Consider the following 17,034-nt stretch of genomic DNA (forward strand, 5'->3'; position numbering starts at 1 on the left):
GGCCGCCGGGCGCACGCGCATGTTCCACGTCATTCTGCACCAGCCTGAGATCCCGCCCAACACCGGCAACGTCATCCGCCTCTGTGCCAACACCGGTGCGGCCCTGCATCTGGTGCGGCCGCTGGGCTTTGCGCTCGACGACCGCCGGCTGCGCCGGGCCGGGCTCGACTATCGCGAGTATGCCGAGGTGCAGGTGCACGACTCGCTCGCCGCCTGTGGTGAGGCGGTCCGCTGGCGGCGGCTTCTTGGCTTCAGCACCCGGGGTACTGTCGGTTACGCCCATTGCCGTTATGCGCCCGGCGATGCGCTGCTGTTCGGTGCGGAGACCCGGGGACTGCCGCAGTCGGTGCTGGATGCGCTGCCGGCGGACTGTCGGCTGCGGCTGCCGATGCGGCCCGGCAGCCGCAGTCTGAACCTGTCCAATGCCGTGGCGGTGGTGGTGTACGAGGCCTGGCGGCAATGCGGTTTCGCGGGGGCCGACTGAGCCCGGCACAGCCGGCGGCCACCCCGGGACGTCCGAAGCGGTGGACTAATCCTCGGTTTCGGACTTGCTCGCCCGCTCGAGCAGGCGCTGGGTGGCCTCCTCCGGCGTGCGCCCTGCGTAGAGCACCGCATGGACTTCGGCGGAGATGGGCATTTCCACCGCGCATCTCGCGGCCAGCGCATGCACCGCCCGGGCCGTGACCACACCCTCCACTTCCTGACCGATGTCCGCCATGGCCTCATGCGCCGGCCGCCCGGCGGCCAGCGCGAGCCCGAGGCGGCGGTTGCGCGACTGGTCGTCGGTGCAGGTGAGCACCAGGTCACCGAGCCCGGCGAGTCCCATCAGGGTCTCGCGCCGGGCGCCCAGGGCCTCGCCCAGGCGCATGATCTCGGCGAGGCCGCGGGTGATGAGCGCGGCGCGCGTGTTGGCACCGAAGCCCAAGCCGTCGGCAATCCCGGTGGCAATGGCAATGACGTTCTTGGCGGCGCCGCCCACCTGCACGCCGATGAGGTCGTGCTGCGTGTAGGCCCGAAAGCGTGGCGCGTGCACGAGGTCCGCCAGGCGCTGCGCGAAGGCCGGCGTCGAGGCCGCGACAGTGATGGCCGTGGGCAGGCCGCCTGCGACCTCGCGGGCGAAGCTCGGCCCGGACAGGATGCCGAGCTCGCGCGGCCCCAAGTGCTCGTGCGCCACTTCGTGCAGCAGGCGCCCGCTGTCCGGCTCGAAGCCCTTGGTGGCCCAGCAGACGCCGAGCCCGTCCGGCAGCGCCGGGGCCAGCTGTGCCAGCACGTCACCGAAGAACTGACTCGGCACCACCACCAGCACGGCCGTGGCTCCCGGGAGCGCCGCGGCGATGTCGGCGGTGGGCGTCAGCGCCGGCGGCAGGGCGAAGCCCGGCAGAAAGGCGCGGTTCTCGCGCTCCCGGGTCAGCGCGTCGATGTGCGCCGGGTCATGGCCCCACAGACGCACGCCGTGGCCGTTGCGGCACAGCAGCAGCGCCAGGGCCGTACCCCAGGAGCCGGCGCCCAGAACCGCGATCTGCTCGGGTGCCCTGTCGGTCATGGGGCGGATTCAGTGCGGGCAGACCCGATGGATGCTGGGTGGATGCTGGGCTCAGTGGGTGGTGGGCTGGTCGCCGCCGGCCCCCGCCTGCTGCTTTTCGGCCAGCTTCTGGGCGTAGATGGCGTCGAAGTTGATGTGCTGGAGCACCAGCTGCGGGAATCCGCCCTTGGCCACCAAGTCGGTGACGGCCTGGCGTGCATAGGGGAACAGGATGCTCGGGCAGTAGACGTAGAAGAGCGGACCGTATTCCTGCTGCTCGAAGCCCTGGGCGGCGACGATGCCCGCCTGCTGCACCTCCACCAGGTAGGCCGTCTTCTCGCCCGCCTTGGCGGTGACGGTGATGGTCAGCACGATCTCGTGCGTGTGCTCATCGAGCTGGTTGACCTTGATGTCCATGTGCAGCGAGGTTTCGGGCTTCCACTCGCCCTGGAAGATGGCGGGCGCGTTGGGCGACTCGAAGGAGAGGTCCTTCATGTAGACGGTCCTGAGGGCGAACTGGCGCTCGGCGCCGCCCTGCGGCTGGGTGTCTTCGGCCATGCTGTCAGGCTCCGGTTCGGCTGGCGGGCGAATGGTGTGGGGGCATTGGCGGGGCGCGGAGGGTTTCTGCACAACCTCTCAGCGCTTCTTTCGTGTCAGCGGCAGGTTCGCGCTCTCCCACGCGAGGACACCGCCCTTGAGATTGTAGACCTCCGTGAACCCAGCCTTGCGCAGCAGGTGGCACGCGGCCTGTGACTGGGACCCCGAGCGGCAGGTGACGACGATGGGCTTGTCCTTGAGCTTGGCCAGCGCGCCGGTTTGGTTCTTGAAGCCGTTCATCGGGATGTTGGTGGCGTGCAGGATGTGCCCCTTGGCGAAGTCCGCCGCCGGTCGGACGTCCACCACCGCGGCGTCGCGCTGATTGATGAGCGCCGTGGCCGCCGTGGGATCCACCGAGCCCTTCTCGCCCACCAACAGGTTGTACGTGAGGAGCCCGAGGATCACGCCCAGCGCCATGAACAACACCCAATGGTTGCCCATGAACTCGAAGATCTGTGCCTGCATTGCGGAGATCCGTCTGGATTGTGCCGGATGGGTTCTGTCGGGCCTGCGAGGCCCGGCGCGGGTGCGTTGCGTCGTGGGAGCGGCGAGTATAAAGACGTGCCCGCGGGTCGTCACCAGCGGGCGCCGCGCAACGGCCCCGGGACCGTGGCGTCGGCCGCTCCCTGCAGCGTCAACGGCCGTGCTGGCAGAAGACTTCCCGCATCATGCCGATCAGCCGCAGGGTCCGGGCGTCACCGACCCGGTAGTACACGCGGTTGGCGTCCTTGCGCGAGGCGAGGATACCCTTGTCGCGCAGGATGGCGAGGTGCTGCGAGATGTTGCTCTGGGACGTGCCGACATGCTCGACGATGTCCTGCACGCTCACCTCCTCGGCACCGAGGGTGCAGAGGATCTTGAGCCGCAGCGGATGCGACATGGCCTTGAGCGAGCGTGAGGCGCGCTCGATGTCGGCATCGTCCGCGAACAGCTCGACGCCGGCGTCCTGCGGCTCGTTCAGCACCGGCGTGCTCGGAGAATGAAGGTCTGACATCATGCTCGGGGATTCTATATCAATCCATCACCATAAGATAATAAACTTTGGTCCGAAAACGCTCATCCCTGCTGCCGCACGCGCGCGTCCGGGCCGCTGAGTCGCGGATCGGAGCCCGGCCTGCGGCCCGGGTCGCGGCCTGCCTACTGGCCTGCCTGCCGGCCGCTGTCTTCGCGGCGGCACCTGGCCCTGGAATAGGCGCCGAGCCGGGTCCGGCACCGGGCACGGATGTCACCGCCCCCGCCGCGCCGCCCCGCCAAGAACGGCCGCTGCAAGGTCAGCCGCTGGCGGTCCAGGAGGCCGAGCTGCGCGCCACGGAGGCCAGGCTCGAGGCGCTGCGCACGGGACTGACGGATCGGGAGCAGTATCGTGACGCCCTGTACGCGGAACTGGAGCGTAACGAGCGACAGATCGGCGCGCTGGCCAGCGCCGTGCGGGATCTCGCCGAGCGCCATGCCGAGCAGGCGACCCTGGTGGCGGACCTGGACCAGCGCCTGGCGGCGTCCCGGGCCGAGCTCGTGGCGGCCCGGGCGCAGCTCGCGGCACTGATCCGCGCAGCCTATGCCGCAGGGCCCGCCGATCGGCTGCGTTTGCTGCTGAATCAGGGCGACCCGGCCCGCGCCGGCCGGCAGCTCGGCTACTTCCGCGCCGTCGGTCGGCTGCGCGCCCGGCGCATCGCAGACGTGGAGCGCCTGGGCCAGGCGCTGGCCCGGCTGCGGGATGAGGCGCAGCGCGAGGCCGAGCGTCTCGCCGTCCTCACAGCGCAGGAGCGCCGCACCACGGCTGCCCTGAGAGCGGCGAGCGAGTCCCGCCGGGTGGTGCTGGCGGAGCTCGACGCCGCCATCGCCGACGACCGCGCGCAGGTCTCGGAGCTGTCGGCCAACGCCGCGGCGCTGCGCGCGCTGGTGGCGGAGCTCCGGGAGCGTGCGAAGATCGCCGACGAGATCGCCGTCACCCAGGAGGCCATCCATCGGCGTCGCGGCAAGCTGCCCTGGCCCATCGGCGACGCCCGCCTGGTGCGGCGCTTCGTCGGCAACGCCCGCCCGGGTGACCTGCATGCGGACGGGGTGCTGTTCGCGGCGCCCGTGGGCAGCGACGTTTTCCCTGTGCATCACGGCCAGGTGGTCTATGCCGACTGGCTGCGGGGCTTCGGCCTGCTGCTGGTGGTCGACCACGGCGACGGCTACATGAGCTTCTACGGCCACAATCAGGCGCTGCTCAAAGAAGTGGGCGAATGGGTGGACCCGGGCGACGTCGTGGCCCTTTCCGGAACCGTCTCCCGCACCGATATGGACGGAGACGACGCGGAGCGTGCCCGCGGGCGGCTATACTTCGCGCTTCGCCGCAACGGCAAGCCCGTGAATCCGGCACCCTGGCTCGCGGCGGGTCCGGGTTGAGTGCAGGGCCTCGCGGCGGCGCCACTGGGACGCCCTGAGTCCGAGCCTGAGCTGCCCGCCACAACGTCGGCACGCGCCCGGAACACCCAGAGCCATTGTGGTTCTAAACCGGCACCCGGCCGGCTCAGGAAACCGCCCGCTGTAGCCCGCGAGATGCCTTACCCACGAAATACACAGCGCCCGATGCGCCCAAACCCGATGCGGTCAGATACGCCCATGTACCAGATCACCCAACCTGCGCCGGCCGTGGCTGTCAGCGCGCTGCTCGCCGCGCTCGCCCTCGTCGCGCTGCCCGTCGCGGCACACGAGCCGCTTCCCGTCCTGGCGCAGCAGGCAGCGGAGTCGCCGACGCCGGGCGGCGGCGCCCCGGTCGAGCTCCACCCGGTCGAGCCCTATCAGCCGCCGGCCCCGGTAGCGCCGCCTGTGGACCTGCCACCTGCGGCGGCCGAGCCGGACAACGGGTCTGGCGCCCCTGCCGTCGACGGCCCTGCGATCACGGAAGAGTCCGGCCCCGGCAAGGATCAAGCCGGCCCCGCCGAGGATCAAGCCGGCCCCGCCAAGGACCAAGCCGGCCCCGCCGAGGAGAAGACCAGCCCCGCCGACGACGGTGCACCGGCAACGAAGCCCGCGGCGACGGCGGCTGAAGCGGAAGACGGCGGCAAGACCCTGCCGCTGGACGATCTGCGCACCTTCGCCGAGGTCTTCGGGCGCATCAAGAGCGACTACGTGGAAGACGTGGACGACCGCGAGCTGCTGGCGAGTGCCATCCGCGGCATGCTCGGCGGCCTCGATCCGCATTCCTCGTATCTGGACCCGGACGCCTACCGGGATCTGCGCGTCGGCACCACGGGCGAGTTCGGTGGCCTCGGCATCGAGGTTGGCATGGAAGACGGCTTCGTGAAGGTCATCGCCCCCATCGACGATACGCCGGCGGAGCGCGCCGGTATGCAGGCGGGGGATCTCATCGTGCGCATCGACGGCAAGCCCGTGAAGGGGCTCAGCCTGAGTGACGCCGTGGCCCTGATGCGCGGCAAGCCGGGATCGAAAATCGAGCTGACGGTGGTGCGCGAGGGCGAGGGCAACCCCATTCAGGTCACCATTGTCCGCGACATCATCAAGGTCGCGAGCGTCAAGAGCCGCACCCTGGAGCCGGGCTACGGCTACCTGCGGGTGTCCAATTTCCAGGCGCGCACCACCGAGGACCTGCTGGAGGCCATCGCCGAGCTCGAGGCCGAGAACAGCGACGGCCTCAAGGGCGTGGTGCTGGACCTGCGCAACAACCCCGGCGGGGTGCTGAACGCCGCGGTGGGCGTCAGCGACGCCTTCCTGGATGAAGGCCTCATCGTCTACACCATGGGCCGGGACGAGGACGCCAAGCTCGAGTTCAAGGCGGGCCCCAACGACGTCCTCGACGGCGCACCGGTGGCGGTGCTGGTGAACGGCGGCAGCGCCTCCGCCTCGGAGATCGTCGCCGGCGCGCTTCAGGACCAGGGCCGGGCCATCATCATGGGCGAGAAGACCTTCGGCAAGGGCTCGGTGCAGACCATCGTCCCCATCGACGACCGCACAGCACTCAAGCTCACCACGGCGCGCTACTACACGCCTTCCGGGCGCTCCATCCAGGCGCTCGGCATCGAGCCGGACATCGAGCTGGTGCGGGGCAAGGTCGCGGTGGAGGAAGAGCCGGACGTCGCCCCGCTCAAGGAGGCGGACCTGATGCGCCACCTGGAGGACCCGGAGAACGGCGCCGCCACGGCGGAGGACGACGATGACGAAGACCTGCCCCTGGTGGCCGAGGATTACCAGCTCGCCGAAGCGCTGAACGTGCTGAAGGGGCTGAACCTCTTCCGCGGCGCCGCGGCGAAGCAGGATTGACGCCGGGACTTTCCGACGACCGATCGACCCGAACACTTCCCCGAGCCGCCACCGGCGGAGGAGGCAAGCTGCCATGACCCGGGTACTGGTGCCCCTGGCCCAGGGCTGCGAAGAGCTGGAGGCCGTCACCATCATCGACCTGCTGCGCCGCGCCGGCATGGAGGTGGTGACTGCCGGTCTGGATGCGGCGCCGGTGCAGGCGAGCCGCGGCACCGTGCTGGTCCCGGACACAACACTGGATGCCGTCGCCGAGTCCGATTTCGACATGGTGGTGCTCCCGGGCGGTCTGCCCGGGGCCACCAACCTCGATGCGGACCCCCGTGTACACCGGTTGCTGGCCCGGCAGGCGGCGCAGGACCGCTGGTGCGCCGCCATCTGCGCCGCTCCTCTGGTGCTCGCGAGTGCGGGCCTGTTGGAGGGCCGTGAGGCGACGAGCTTTCCCGGGGCGCTGAAGGCCGACGAGCACCCGGGGATCCGGCTCTCGGAGGCACCCGTGGTCACCGACGGCAAAGTGGTCACATCCCGCGGTCCGGGTACGGCGATGGACTTCGCCCTGCACCTTATCGAGCTGCTGGCCGGTCGGGCCGAGCGCGACGCGGTGGAGTCCAAGCTGATGCGCCCGCGCTGAAGGCCGCGGGCGGGCGGATGCGAGCGGACGGCGTTGGCCTGTCGCAGGTGGCGTTCTCCCCACCGGACCCACCGACGGCGGTTCTGTTGGCAGGGCCGGTGCTCGCGTGCTGCACCGCGTTCTGGCTCGTGCGGCTGCTGCGCCACAACCGCATCGCGGCGCTGCGCATTCTGGATGAGCCGAACGCCCGCTCCCTGCACAGCGCGCCGGTGCCGCGCACCGGCGGGATCGGCGTGCTTGCGGGCGTTGCGACCGGGCTCGGCCTGACCCTGCCCTGGCTCGGGGCACCCATCGCCTTCTGGCCCGTGGCCGCGACGGCACTGCTCGCCGTCGTCTCGCTGCTGGACGACCGCCGGCATGTCCCGGCCCGCTACCGACTCGCGGCACAGGTGGCCGCGGCCGGGCTGGTGATGGTCGGTGGCCTGGCCTGGCAGGTGCCGGGACTGCCGGGGCTCGGTGGCGTGGCCCTGCCCGGCTGGCTGGTGCCCGTGATCACCATCGTCTTCGTTGTCTGGATGACCAACCTCTACAACTTCATGGACGGCATGGATGGGCTCGCGGGCGGCATGGCCGTGCTCGGCTTCGGTGGGCTCGCCGTGCTGGGCGCCCTCGGCAATGCGCACGGCTTCGCGCTGGTGGCGGCCGTCATCGCCGCCGCCGCCGTCGGCTTCCTGCCCCACAACCTGCCGCGGGCCGGCATCTTCCTGGGCGATGTGGGCTCCGCGGTGCTCGGCTTCTGGGCGGCGCTGCTGGTGCTGTGGGGCGCGGGGCGGGGCCTGTTCCCGTTGTGGGCAGGGCTGCTGGTGTTCTCGCCCTTTCTGGTGGACGCCACCTGGACGCTGCTCGGCCGACTCGCGCGGGGTGAGGCGGTCTGGCGCGCCCACCGCGAGCATCACTATCAGCGCCTGGTGCTGGCGGGCTGGTCGGCGCGCCGGACCCTCGCCTGGGCCTATGTGCTGATGGCCGCCGCAGCGGCGAGCGCCGTCGGCGCCCGGGATCTGAACAGCCGGGAGCAGTGGCTGCTGCTGGCGGGCTGGGCCGGCGTTTACGGGCTTGTGCACCTGCGCGTCGCGCTGGCGGAGCGCCAGGGCGCCGCCGCGCAGGGCGGGCCGTCGGGGACGCCGCGGTCATGACGCCCTGGGTGGATCGCCTGCGCTCGCGCACCGCGGCCTTCGCGCATGATCTGCTGATGGTCCCGGTGGCCTGGGGGCTCGCCTATTGGACACGCTTCAACTTCGAAGGCATCCCGCCGGTCTACCTCGACATGGCCCTGCGGATGCTGCCCGTGGTGCTGGTGCTCTGCGGCCTGTTGTACTGGGCCTTCGGGCTCTATCGCGGCGTCTGGCGATTCGCGTCTCTGCCGGACCTGCTGCGCATCCTGAAGGCCGTCACCGCCACCACACTTGCCGTGGTGGTGGCGCTGTTCGTCATCAATCGCAGCGAGCACCTGCCGCGCTCGGTGCCGCTGTTGTTCTTCCTCTTCCAGCTGGTGCTGCTGGCGGGGCCGCGGCTGCTGTACCGCTGGCTCAAGGACCATCGCCTGTCGCTCGGCAGCGGCAGCCGGGTGCTCATTGTCGGCGCCGGGCGTGCCGGCGAGATGCTGGTGCGGGACATGCGCCGCGCCGGCGCGCAACGCTACGAGCCCGTCGCCTTCGTGGATGACAAGCTGCGCCGTCACGGCGCCGACATCCACGGCGTGCCCATCCGCGGCGGTACCGACCGCATCCCCGAGCTCGCCGAGGCCCTGGCCATCGACCTGATCCTGCTCGCGGTGCCGAGCGCCACCGCCGCCGAGATGCAGCGGGTGGTGGGGCTGTGCGAGGCCACGGGCAAGCCGTTCCGCACCGTGCCGCAACTGGAGAGCCTGATGACCGGGCAGGTCAGCATCAATCAGCTGCGGCCCGTGTCCATCGAAGACCTGCTCGGCCGCAATCCGGTGCAGCTGGACTGGGACGGGCTGCGCGCCGGGCTCGCGGACCGGGTGGTGCTGGTGACGGGGGCCGGCGGCTCCATCGGCTCGGAGCTGTGCCGCCAGGTGGTGGCCGCGGCGCCGCGCCGGCTGGTGATGCTGGACAACTGCGAGTTCAACCTGTATCGCATGGAGCAGGACTTCGCCGAGCGCCACCCGGATCTGAGCCTCGGGCGGTATCTGATGGACGCCGGCGATCGCACCGGTGTCGATGCGCTGTTCGCCCGGGAGCGACCGCAGATCGTCTTCCATGCCGCCGCCTACAAGCATGTGCCGCTGCTGGAGGACCAGCTGCGGGCGGCGCTGCGCAACAACGTCATCGGCACGGGCGTGGTGGCGGACAGTGCCCACCGCCACCGCTGCGAGCGCTTCGTCCTCATCTCCACGGACAAGGCCGTGAACCCGGCGAACGTCATGGGCGCCAGCAAGCGCGCGGCGGAGATGCTCTGTCAGGCCTTGGCCAGGCACTCGCAGACCCGTTTCATGACCGTGCGCTTCGGCAATGTGCTGGGGTCCGCCGGCAGCGTGGTGCCGCTGTTCCAGCGCCAGATCGAGCGCGGCGGCCCGGTTACTGTCACTGACCCCGACATCGAGCGCTATTTCATGACCATCCCCGAGGCCTGCCAGCTCATCATGCAGGCGGCGGTGATCGGCACCGGCGGGGAGATCTTCGTGCTGGACATGGGTAAGCCTGTCAAGATCCGCGACATGGCCGAGCAGATGATCCGCCTCACCGGGCGCGAGCCGGGACGCGACATCGAGATCCGCTATATCGGCATGCGCCCCGGCGAGAAGCGCTATGAGGAGCTCTTCTACGCCGTCGAATCCCTGACCAAAACCCTGCACCCCAAGATCCGCATCGCCCGGCGGGAATCTGCCGACGCCGATGCCGTTGCCACTTGGCGCGCGGGCCTGGAAGCCTGTATCGAGCGTTGTGACAGCGCAGCGCTGGCGGCCCGGCTGCGGGAGGTGGTGCCGCAGTGGCAGGCCGACGCCGAGCCGCGCCCAGCAGAGAGACCCGAGCCGACCCATGTCTGATGTCCTTCAGCGTCGTTCCCTTGACCCCGACCGGCCGTCGGCAGGCGCCGAGCGCCTGCTGGACGACGACCTCGATCTGGACCTGGGGGTGCATGCGCATGCGCGGCCCGAGCCCCACATGCCTGAGCCCGGCACGGACCTGAACCTCGACTTCGAGGACGACCTGCTGGACGACGCGCCGACCCAACGACCGCCCCAGTCCCAGCCGCCCCAGTCCCGGCCGCCCCAGTCCCAGCCGCTCCAGCCCCACCAGGCGGAGACCGGCGCCGAGGGCACACCCGATCGGGCAGAGGCCGAGGGCGCCGCATCCACCCTGCCCGGCGCACCTGCGCCTGACGCGAGCGCGCCGGCTGCGACCACAGCGCCCGAGCCAACATCGCGGCAGTCGGGCGCCGCCCCGGCGCAGCCGCGGCAGCGCGCAGAGCCCACCGCGTCGCCGGCCACGGGTGAATTCTTGGAAGAGGCGCCGCCACCGCCGCAGAGGTCCGAGCCGCCCGCCGGCGACGCGCCTGACGCATCGGCAGCGGATGCTGGGCAGGGGATCGACGACCACGGCGGAGATGCCCTGGCCGCGGCCGGGGCGCCGGCGCCGACGTCAGCAGCGCAGGCGGCCACGGCCCAGTCCCCGGCGGCACTGGCCATCCTTGCCACACTGGCGGATACGCCGGAGGCGGGCGTCATTGCGCATCTGCGCGCGCAGGGTAAGCTCTCCGACGGCGATCTCGCCCGCGCCCGCAAGCTCGCGGACGACGGCGGCGACCCGCTGCGGACCATGCTCGTGCGCTTGGGCCTGGTGTCCGACCGGGACATGGCGGCGGCCTATGCGCGGGTGCTGGATCTGGAGCTCATCGACGCCGACCACTACCCGGACGCCCCGGTGGCGGAGCCGGAGCTCAGCCTGCGCTTCCTCAAGGACGTGCGCATGGTGCCGCTGCGGGAGGATGGCGAGGTGCTGGAGCTGGCCGTCGCCGACCCGGTTGACAGCTCGGCGGTGCAGGCGGTGGAAATGGCGGCCGGGTGCCGGGCGCGGCTGCGGGTGGGGCTGCCGGCGGAAATCGACGCGGCCCTCGAGCGGCTCTACGAGAGCCCCGAGCCCAGCGAGACGGACGCGGAGCTGGACGCGGACCTCGGCAACTTCTCCGAAGAAGACATCGAGCACCTGCGCGACCTCGCGAGCGAGGCGCCGGTGATTCGGCTCGTGAACCAGATCATGCAGCGGGCGGTGGAGTCGCGCGCGTCGGACGTGCACATCGAGCCCTTCGCCGACGAGCTCAAGGTGCGCTACCGCATCGACGGCATCCTGAAGGAGACCGAATCGCCGCCGGTGCGCTCCACCGCCGCCGTGATCTCCCGTATCAAGATCATGGCCAAGCTCAACATCGCCGAGCGCCGGCTGCCCCAGGACGGCCGCATTCCGCTGCGCATCCAGGGCAAGGAGCTGGACCTGCGTGTGTCCACGGTGCCCACCATGTTCGGCGAGAGCGTGGTCATGCGCCTGCTGGACAAGGAGTCCGTGCGCTTCGACTTCGATGCGCTCGGCTTCGACGGCCCGCCGCGGGAGCGGGTGCTCGAGATCCTGGATCAGCCCTACGGCATCTTCCTGGTCACCGGCCCCACCGGCAGCGGTAAGAGCACCACCCTCTACACGGCGCTGTCGCGGCTCAACACCGAGGCGCGCAAGATCATCACCGTGGAGGACCCGGTGGAATACCAGGTGCCGGGCATCAACCAGATCCCGGTGAAGGCCAGCATCGGCATGACCTTCGCGCATGCCCTGCGCGCCATCGTCCGCCAGGACCCGGACGTCATCATGGTGGGCGAGATGCGCGACCTGGAGACCGCCCGCATCGCCGTGCAATCCGCCCTGACGGGCCACGTCGTGCTGTCCACGCTGCACACCAACGATGCCGCCAGCGGCGTCACGCGCCTGCTGGACATGGGCGTGGAGGACTACCTGCTCACCAGCACCATCAACGGCATCCTGGCCCAGCGCCTGGTGCGCCGGCTCTGCCCCGACTGCCGCGAGCCCTTCCGTCCGCGCCCGGAGATGGCGGCGCGCTTTCTGAACCTGCCGGGCGTGGACGAGTCCGACCTGACCCTGTATCACCCGCGCGGCTGCGACGCCTGCCAGGGCAGCGGCTACCGCGGCCGGCTGGTCATCGCCGAGGTGCTGGTGATGACCGACCGCATCCGCCAGGCGGTGCTGAACCACGCCACCGCCACCGAGATCCAGCGCATCGCCATCGAGCAGGACATGCTCACCATGTACCAGGACGGCCTGCGCAAGGCCGCCGGCGGGCACACCACCGTGGAAGAGGTGCTGCGGGTGGCGTCCGTGGCGGATGACTGATGGATTGGCAGCTGGACGGGCAGCCGCGCGGAGGTGCGGCGCCTTTCAGATTGTCGTCCTTGACTTACACCCTGCCGTGCGCGGCGCCGGTGATGCTGTGCAGCCATCAGGCTGCTCACCGATGATATGATTGCATGCAATCACTTTCTGTGACGAACGCTGCAAAGGGCCTTGTCATGACCAGCATCACGGTACGCAACCTGTCGGAGGAAACCAAAACCAGGCTCCGCCAGCAGGCGGTCGCCAGCGGCCGAAGCCTTGAGGCCCATGTGCGCAGCCTGCTGGACCAGGCAGCAGCCGCAACGCAATCCACGTCTGCCGCACGCTTTCCGCACGACCTGATCGCGCTGCTGGAGCCCGGTGAAGAGATCGAGCCCCTGATTGCGGAACAGGACGAGCAGCAGAGCCCCATCGAGCTGTGATCCTGCTCGACACGAACGTGCTCTCAGAGCTCACCAAGCCGCAGCCCGCACCGCAGGTGGTCGATTGGCTGGCGGAGAACGAGCCGCGCCTCAGCCTGCCGACCGTCGCCTTGGCGGAGCTCCGTTATGGCATCGAGCGACTCCCCGAAGGCAGGCGCCGTCTCAGTCTGTTGCGCTTCTGGGAAGAGACGCGGCGGCGATTCGCCGGCCGCACCTTCGCATTCGATGTCCCGGCGGCGGAGCGCTACGGCTTTGCCGTCGCCGCAGCAGAGCGCGCAGGGCGAAGCGTCCGGGTCGGTGATGGCCAGATCGCCGCCATCGCGCTGGCGCAACGCATGGCGGTTGCCACCCGTTGTGTCGAGGATTTTCGGCCCACCGGTGTCCGACTGATCAATCCCTGGGACGTCCGGTAGCGCGCCTGCGCCCACAGCCGAGCCAGCATTCCTGCACCGACATGCCCCGCTATTTCTACAAAGCAGTCCGGCTCGACGGCGAAGAGGTCGAGGGTGAGCAGGAGGCGCTGGACGAGGGCGCGCTGGTGGCACGCCTCCAGGCGGAGGGGCTGATTCCCCTTCAGACCCGCTCCGCCGGCGGCCTCACGGCGACGCTGGCGCGGCGCCGGCGCAAGCGCCTGTCGGCCAAGGATGTGGAGATCGTCACCCGGCAGCTGGCGACGCTGCTCCAGGCAGGGCTGCCGCTGGACCGCTCGCTCACGGTGCTGGCCGGGCTGACGACAGAGGAGCACGTGGTGCGGGTGCTGGCGGACCTGCAGGACCGGGTGCGCGGCGGCGCCACCCTGTCCGCGGCGCTGGAGGCCCAGGACGGCCAGTTCCCGAAGCTCTACGTCAACATGGTGCGCGCCGGCGAGGCCAGCGGCGCCGTGGACGAGGTGCTGGGCCGGCTCGCGGACTATCTGGAGCGCAGCGCCGAGCTGCGCGGTACGGTGACCTCGGCGCTGGTGTACCCAAGCATCCTGCTCTTCGTGGCCGGGCTCTCGGTGATCCTGCTGCTGGTGTTCGTGGTGCCGCAGTTCACCGTGCTGTTCGAGGACATGGGCGCCGCGCTGCCACTGCCGACGCGCATCGTCGTCGGCGCCGGCGAGATCGTGCGCGGTTATTGGTGGGCGCTGCTGGTGGCGGTGGCCGTCATCGCCGTGCTGCTGGAGCGCTGGCTCATGAACCCGGACAACCGCAGGCGCTTCGACTATTGGGTCATGGCGGTGCCGCTGTTCGGCGACCTGGTATGGAAGATGGAGACCGCGCGCTTCTGCCACACGCTCTCGACGCTGCTCAAGAACGGCCTGCCGCTGCTCTCCGGCCTGAACCTGGCCAAGGAGGTGGTGGACAACCGCAAGATCGGCGACGGCCTGGACGAGGTGGCGGACGGCCTCAAGCACGGCCGCGGCCTCGCCGAGCCGCTGGCGACGCGTCAGGTGCTGCCGGAGCTGGCCCTGCAGATGATCCGCGTCGGTGAAGAGTCCGGCACCCTGGACGCCATGCTCGCCAAGGTGGCCGACATCTACGACCGCGAGACCCGCGCCAGCGTGCAGCGGATGCTCACCCTGCTGGAGCCGGTGCTCATCATCGGCCTCGGCATCGTTATCGCCGGCATCATCGTGTCCATCCTGATGGCGATCCTTGGCGCCAACGAGCTGGTGCTCTGATGGCTGCATCGCGCATGACGGCCGCCAGCGCGGCGGTGCATGAGGAAACCTCGTTGCTATACTGAGACATACACCCACTCCCCGACTGGAGCCTGGAGCCAGTGCCATGCAGCCGAATGCGATCCCCGTCGAGCACGGATCGGCGCCGCCCGGTTGGCGCGAGGTGCCGGAGCGCCGGCCGGACGGCTCCCTCGGCTATCGCGAGGAGCCACTGCCGCCGGACGCCTTCCTCGACCCGCAGGAGGGCGACCACTTGATTCAGGGGACGGAGCACGACTTCTGCGTCATCGACCTGGCCGCGCGGCTGCGCCATCACTTCCGCAACGACCCGACCCGCGCGGTCTACAGCGACGTCAAGATCAAGTGGGGCATGGCCGGTCTCAAGGAGCCGGCCCCCGACGTCGCCGTGATCCCGGACATTCGGGATCGCGACCGACCGCGCCAGGCCTTCCATGTGCTCAAGGAAGGGACACGGCCGAGCCTGGTGATCGAGGTGGTCTCCCCCTACCAGGACGGCGATGAGACCGACAAGGTCGAGATCTACCGCCGCGCCGGCGTTGCCGAATACCTGATTGTCAAGACCTTCGAGCCGGTGGGCGTCGTCAACTACTCCGTGCAGGGCTACCGCCTGGTGGACGGTGGCTACCGGCCGATGCTGCCCGATGCCCACGGCCGCCTGCTCAGCCGCGCCACCGGGCTCGAGTTTGCCTCCGAGCCCGGCCACCGCGGGGTGGTCATCGTCGATGCCGCCAGCGGCGAGCCGCTGTTGGGCGCCGCGGCGCTCGAGCAGCGCTGGCGACAGGAGGCCGAGGAGCGCCGGCACGCCGAGGAGCGCGCCGAGCGTTATGCCAGGCGCCTGCGGGAGTTGGGCATCGACCCCGAAGGCAACGGCTGAAGCCCGCACCCGTCGAGTCGGCTCGTCGGTGAGAAGCACGCCCCGCTCCGTCGTGGGCGGGGCGTCCACCGGCGCGCGTTGTATCATCTCCCACATCGCCGACTGCGCGGCGCTGGCTCGGCCCGCGCGCATGACAATTCCGAGGCAGTGAGGAGACAACGATGATCAAGCGCACATCGCGCACCCCGCGCCGCACCGCCGGCTTCACCCTTGTGGAGCTGTTGGTGGTGCTGGCGATCCTGGGCCTGCTGGCCGGCCTGGTCGGCCCGCAGGTAATGAAGTTCCTCGGCAGCTCCAAGACCAAGACGGCGGCGCTGCAGATCGAGGACCTGGCCGCGACTCTGGACCTGTACCGGCTGGAGATCGGCCATTACCCGGAGAGCCTGGAGGCGCTGGTGAGCGACCCCGGCAACGCCCCGAACTGGAACGGGCCTTACCTGCGCAAGGGCGAAGTGCCGAAGGACCCCTGGGGCAACGATTACGAATACCGGGCGCCGGGCCAGCACGGGCCGGTGGACATCTGGTCGCTTGGCGCGGACGGCCAGGAAGGCGGGGAAGGCGAGGACAGCGATATCACCAGCTGGTCCAAGTCTGCCTGACGTGTCGTCCGGCACCCTGTCCGACGCTGCCGCCAGCAGCGGGGCCTGAGCGTGGTGCCTGCCGCTCGCGGCGAGCGCCGCAGGCTCGGCGGGACCGGCTTCACACTGGTGGAGCTGCTGGTGGTGCTCGCCATCGGCGGCCTGCTGCTCGCGGTGACGCCCCCGCTCATCACCGCAGTCATGCCCGGCGTGGAGATGAAGGCCGCCGCACGGCGCACGGCGGGCGGCCTGAGGCTCGCCCGCGAGATCGCCGTCGCGCGGGGTCGTGACGCCGCCTGGCTGCTGGACGTGGAGCACAACCGCTTCGGCATCGAGAACGACCCCCGCAGCGGCTCGCTGCCGGCGGGCCTGGAGCTGGAGCTGGTGGCCGCCGAGGAGGAGATGCGCAGTGAGTCCGTCGGTGCCATCCGCTTCTATCCGGACGGCAGCTCCTCCGGCGGCCGGGTCATCCTCAAGCGTGGAGAGACGGGCTATCAGGTGGGCGTCAACTGGCTCACCGGGCGGATTCTGATTGCGGAGTGGGTGGCGGAGTGACGGAATTTGTAAAGGGTGAAGGGACGTTGAGACGCATGAAGACCGGTCTAGCGCAGCACGGGTTGCGCAGGACGCAGTACGGTGGCTGGTCGCCCCAGGCCCGCCGTACACCGTCCGCCGTACGCCGTGCCCTGCGGGGTCGGCGCAGTGCCCGGGGCTTCTCGCTCCTCGAAGTCCTGGTGGCCTTCGCCATTCTCGCCCTCAGCCTGGGCGTGCTGCTGCAGATCTTCCAGCGCGCCATGAACACCACCATGGTGAGCACCGAGTACAGCCGCATCGTCGCACTGGCGGAGGCCAGGCTCGCCGACGTGGGCGGCAGCATCCCGCTGGAGGAGGGCATTCACACCGGCGAGCCGGAGAACGGCATGGACTGGATCGTCAGCATCCAGCCTTACCAGCCTCCGGGCTGGCTCGGTGAGGATCCGGCGCCGCCGATGCAGCCCTTCCTGGTCACCGCCGTCGCCTCGCTGCCCACCATCAACGGAGCCCGGCAGGTGACGCTGCGCTCGGTGCAGCTCGCCGCACCCCTGTTGCCTGGCCTGTGACGGGCG

Annotated in this window: 18 protein-coding genes; 14 read left to right on the forward strand and 4 right to left on the reverse strand. The window is 70.3% G+C overall.

Features of this window, described 5'->3' with window-relative positions; translation table 11 throughout:
• Window positions 1-19 precede the first annotated feature (19 nt).
• Window positions 20-484 (forward strand): tRNA (cytidine(34)-2'-O)-methyltransferase, encoded by a 465-nt coding sequence (locus QZ607_RS07540; RefSeq protein ID WP_295881432.1) that lies wholly within the window; start codon window positions 20-22, stop codon window positions 482-484.
• Between the two features lie 45 nt (window positions 485-529).
• Here the strand turns inward: QZ607_RS07540 and QZ607_RS07545 are convergent, their stop codons facing one another.
• The 4 genes from QZ607_RS07545 to QZ607_RS07560 all read right to left on the reverse strand — a co-directional run bounded on the left by QZ607_RS07545 (window position 530) and on the right by QZ607_RS07560 (window position 3,116).
• The gene (locus QZ607_RS07545; RefSeq protein WP_295881436.1) at window positions 530-1,543 is read right to left on the reverse strand and encodes an NAD(P)H-dependent glycerol-3-phosphate dehydrogenase; all 1,014 of its coding nucleotides are present in this window, start codon (window positions 1,541-1,543) and stop codon (window positions 530-532) included.
• Window positions 1,544-1,594: 51 nt separating this feature from the next.
• Window positions 1,595-2,080: a protein-export chaperone SecB gene (gene secB, locus QZ607_RS07550; RefSeq protein WP_295881438.1), complete on the reverse strand. Its 486-nt coding sequence runs from the start codon at window positions 2,078-2,080 to the stop codon at window positions 1,595-1,597.
• Between the two features lie 78 nt (window positions 2,081-2,158).
• Window positions 2,159-2,584 (reverse strand): rhodanese-like domain-containing protein, encoded by a 426-nt coding sequence (locus QZ607_RS07555; protein WP_295881440.1) that lies wholly within the window; start codon window positions 2,582-2,584, stop codon window positions 2,159-2,161.
• A 169-nt stretch (window positions 2,585-2,753) separates the two neighbouring features.
• Complete coding sequence (locus QZ607_RS07560; protein ID WP_295881442.1) at window positions 2,754-3,116, reverse strand: helix-turn-helix transcriptional regulator; 363 nt, start codon at window positions 3,114-3,116, stop codon at window positions 2,754-2,756.
• A 44-nt stretch (window positions 3,117-3,160) separates the two neighbouring features.
• On the opposite strand from QZ607_RS07560, the gene QZ607_RS07565 reads away from it, so the two are divergent.
• The 13 genes from QZ607_RS07565 (at window position 3,161) to QZ607_RS07625 (ending at window position 17,028) form a co-directional block, all read left to right on the forward strand.
• Window positions 3,161-4,510, forward strand: a complete 1,350-nt coding sequence (locus QZ607_RS07565) for a peptidoglycan DD-metalloendopeptidase family protein (protein WP_295881444.1) — start codon at window positions 3,161-3,163, stop codon at window positions 4,508-4,510.
• A gap of 216 nt (window positions 4,511-4,726) precedes the next feature.
• Window positions 4,727-6,385 carry a S41 family peptidase gene (locus tag QZ607_RS07570; RefSeq protein WP_295881446.1) on the forward strand — a complete coding sequence of 553 codons (1,659 nt, stop codon included), beginning with the start codon at window positions 4,727-4,729 and terminating at the stop codon, window positions 6,383-6,385.
• 73 nt (window positions 6,386-6,458) lie between these two features.
• Window positions 6,459-7,013, forward strand: a complete 555-nt coding sequence (locus QZ607_RS07575) for a DJ-1 family glyoxalase III (RefSeq protein WP_295881448.1) — start codon at window positions 6,459-6,461, stop codon at window positions 7,011-7,013.
• A 47-nt stretch (window positions 7,014-7,060) separates the two neighbouring features.
• Complete coding sequence (locus QZ607_RS07580) at window positions 7,061-8,146, forward strand: glycosyltransferase family 4 protein (protein WP_295881450.1); 1,086 nt, start codon at window positions 7,061-7,063, stop codon at window positions 8,144-8,146.
• Window positions 8,143-10,020 (forward strand): nucleoside-diphosphate sugar epimerase/dehydratase, encoded by a 1,878-nt coding sequence (locus tag QZ607_RS07585; RefSeq protein ID WP_295881452.1) that lies wholly within the window; start codon window positions 8,143-8,145, stop codon window positions 10,018-10,020. The genes QZ607_RS07580 and QZ607_RS07585 overlap by 4 nt, the downstream gene beginning before the upstream one ends.
• A gap of 640 nt (window positions 10,021-10,660) precedes the next feature.
• Window positions 10,661-12,370 (forward strand): type II secretion system ATPase GspE, encoded by a 1,710-nt coding sequence (gene gspE / locus QZ607_RS07590; RefSeq protein WP_295881640.1) that lies wholly within the window; start codon window positions 10,661-10,663, stop codon window positions 12,368-12,370.
• A 176-nt stretch (window positions 12,371-12,546) separates the two neighbouring features.
• The gene (locus tag QZ607_RS07595; RefSeq protein WP_295881455.1) at window positions 12,547-12,792 is read left to right on the forward strand and encodes a hypothetical protein; all 246 of its coding nucleotides are present in this window, start codon (window positions 12,547-12,549) and stop codon (window positions 12,790-12,792) included.
• Window positions 12,789-13,205, forward strand: coding sequence for a type II toxin-antitoxin system VapC family toxin (locus tag QZ607_RS07600; protein WP_295881457.1), 417 nt, complete (start codon window positions 12,789-12,791; stop codon window positions 13,203-13,205). The genes QZ607_RS07595 and QZ607_RS07600 overlap by 4 nt, the downstream gene beginning before the upstream one ends.
• Before the next feature lie 41 nt (window positions 13,206-13,246).
• Window positions 13,247-14,455, forward strand: a complete 1,209-nt coding sequence (locus tag QZ607_RS07605; RefSeq protein ID WP_295881460.1) for a type II secretion system F family protein — start codon at window positions 13,247-13,249, stop codon at window positions 14,453-14,455.
• A 106-nt stretch (window positions 14,456-14,561) separates the two neighbouring features.
• Window positions 14,562-15,350 carry a Uma2 family endonuclease gene (locus QZ607_RS07610; RefSeq protein WP_295881462.1) on the forward strand — a complete coding sequence of 263 codons (789 nt, stop codon included), beginning with the start codon at window positions 14,562-14,564 and terminating at the stop codon, window positions 15,348-15,350.
• A 161-nt stretch (window positions 15,351-15,511) separates the two neighbouring features.
• On the forward strand, window positions 15,512-15,949 hold the full coding sequence (gene gspG / locus QZ607_RS07615; RefSeq protein ID WP_295881464.1) for a type II secretion system major pseudopilin GspG: 438 nt from the start codon (window positions 15,512-15,514) through the stop codon (window positions 15,947-15,949).
• A 51-nt stretch (window positions 15,950-16,000) separates the two neighbouring features.
• Window positions 16,001-16,483, forward strand: a complete 483-nt coding sequence (locus tag QZ607_RS07620) for a GspH/FimT family pseudopilin (protein ID WP_295881467.1) — start codon at window positions 16,001-16,003, stop codon at window positions 16,481-16,483.
• Window positions 16,484-16,518: 35 nt separating this feature from the next.
• Window positions 16,519-17,028: a prepilin-type N-terminal cleavage/methylation domain-containing protein gene (locus QZ607_RS07625; RefSeq protein WP_295881469.1), complete on the forward strand. Its 510-nt coding sequence runs from the start codon at window positions 16,519-16,521 to the stop codon at window positions 17,026-17,028.
• The last annotated feature ends 6 nt before the right edge of the window (window positions 17,029-17,034 follow it).

Origin of the sequence: uncultured Thiohalocapsa sp., from assembly GCF_913063425.1 — a bacterium.
In the GTDB taxonomy this organism is placed as follows: Bacteria; Pseudomonadota; Gammaproteobacteria; order Chromatiales; family Chromatiaceae; genus Thiohalocapsa.

Bases quoted from the DNA above. Each gene is read 5' to 3' on its own strand.
- QZ607_RS07540 (WP_295881432.1), top strand. From the start codon at position 20: ATGTTCCACGTCATTCTGCACCAGCCTGAGATCCCGCCCAACACCGGC.
- QZ607_RS07545 (WP_295881436.1), bottom strand. From the start codon at position 1,543: ATGACCGACAGGGCACCCGAGCAGATCGCGGTTCTGGGCGCCGGCTCC.
- secB (WP_295881438.1), bottom strand. From the start codon at position 2,080: ATGGCCGAAGACACCCAGCCGCAGGGCGGCGCCGAGCGCCAGTTCGCC.
- QZ607_RS07555 (WP_295881440.1), bottom strand. From the start codon at position 2,584: ATGCAGGCACAGATCTTCGAGTTCATGGGCAACCATTGGGTGTTGTTC.
- QZ607_RS07560 (WP_295881442.1), bottom strand. From the start codon at position 3,116: ATGATGTCAGACCTTCATTCTCCGAGCACGCCGGTGCTGAACGAGCCG.
- QZ607_RS07570 (WP_295881446.1), top strand. From the start codon at position 4,727: ATGTACCAGATCACCCAACCTGCGCCGGCCGTGGCTGTCAGCGCGCTG.
- QZ607_RS07575 (WP_295881448.1), top strand. From the start codon at position 6,459: ATGACCCGGGTACTGGTGCCCCTGGCCCAGGGCTGCGAAGAGCTGGAG.
- QZ607_RS07585 (WP_295881452.1), top strand. From the start codon at position 8,143: ATGACGCCCTGGGTGGATCGCCTGCGCTCGCGCACCGCGGCCTTCGCG.
- QZ607_RS07595 (WP_295881455.1), top strand. From the start codon at position 12,547: ATGACCAGCATCACGGTACGCAACCTGTCGGAGGAAACCAAAACCAGG.
- QZ607_RS07605 (WP_295881460.1), top strand. From the start codon at position 13,247: ATGCCCCGCTATTTCTACAAAGCAGTCCGGCTCGACGGCGAAGAGGTC.
- QZ607_RS07610 (WP_295881462.1), top strand. From the start codon at position 14,562: ATGCAGCCGAATGCGATCCCCGTCGAGCACGGATCGGCGCCGCCCGGT.
- gspG (WP_295881464.1), top strand. From the start codon at position 15,512: ATGATCAAGCGCACATCGCGCACCCCGCGCCGCACCGCCGGCTTCACC.
- QZ607_RS07625 (WP_295881469.1), top strand. From the start codon at position 16,519: ATGAAGACCGGTCTAGCGCAGCACGGGTTGCGCAGGACGCAGTACGGT.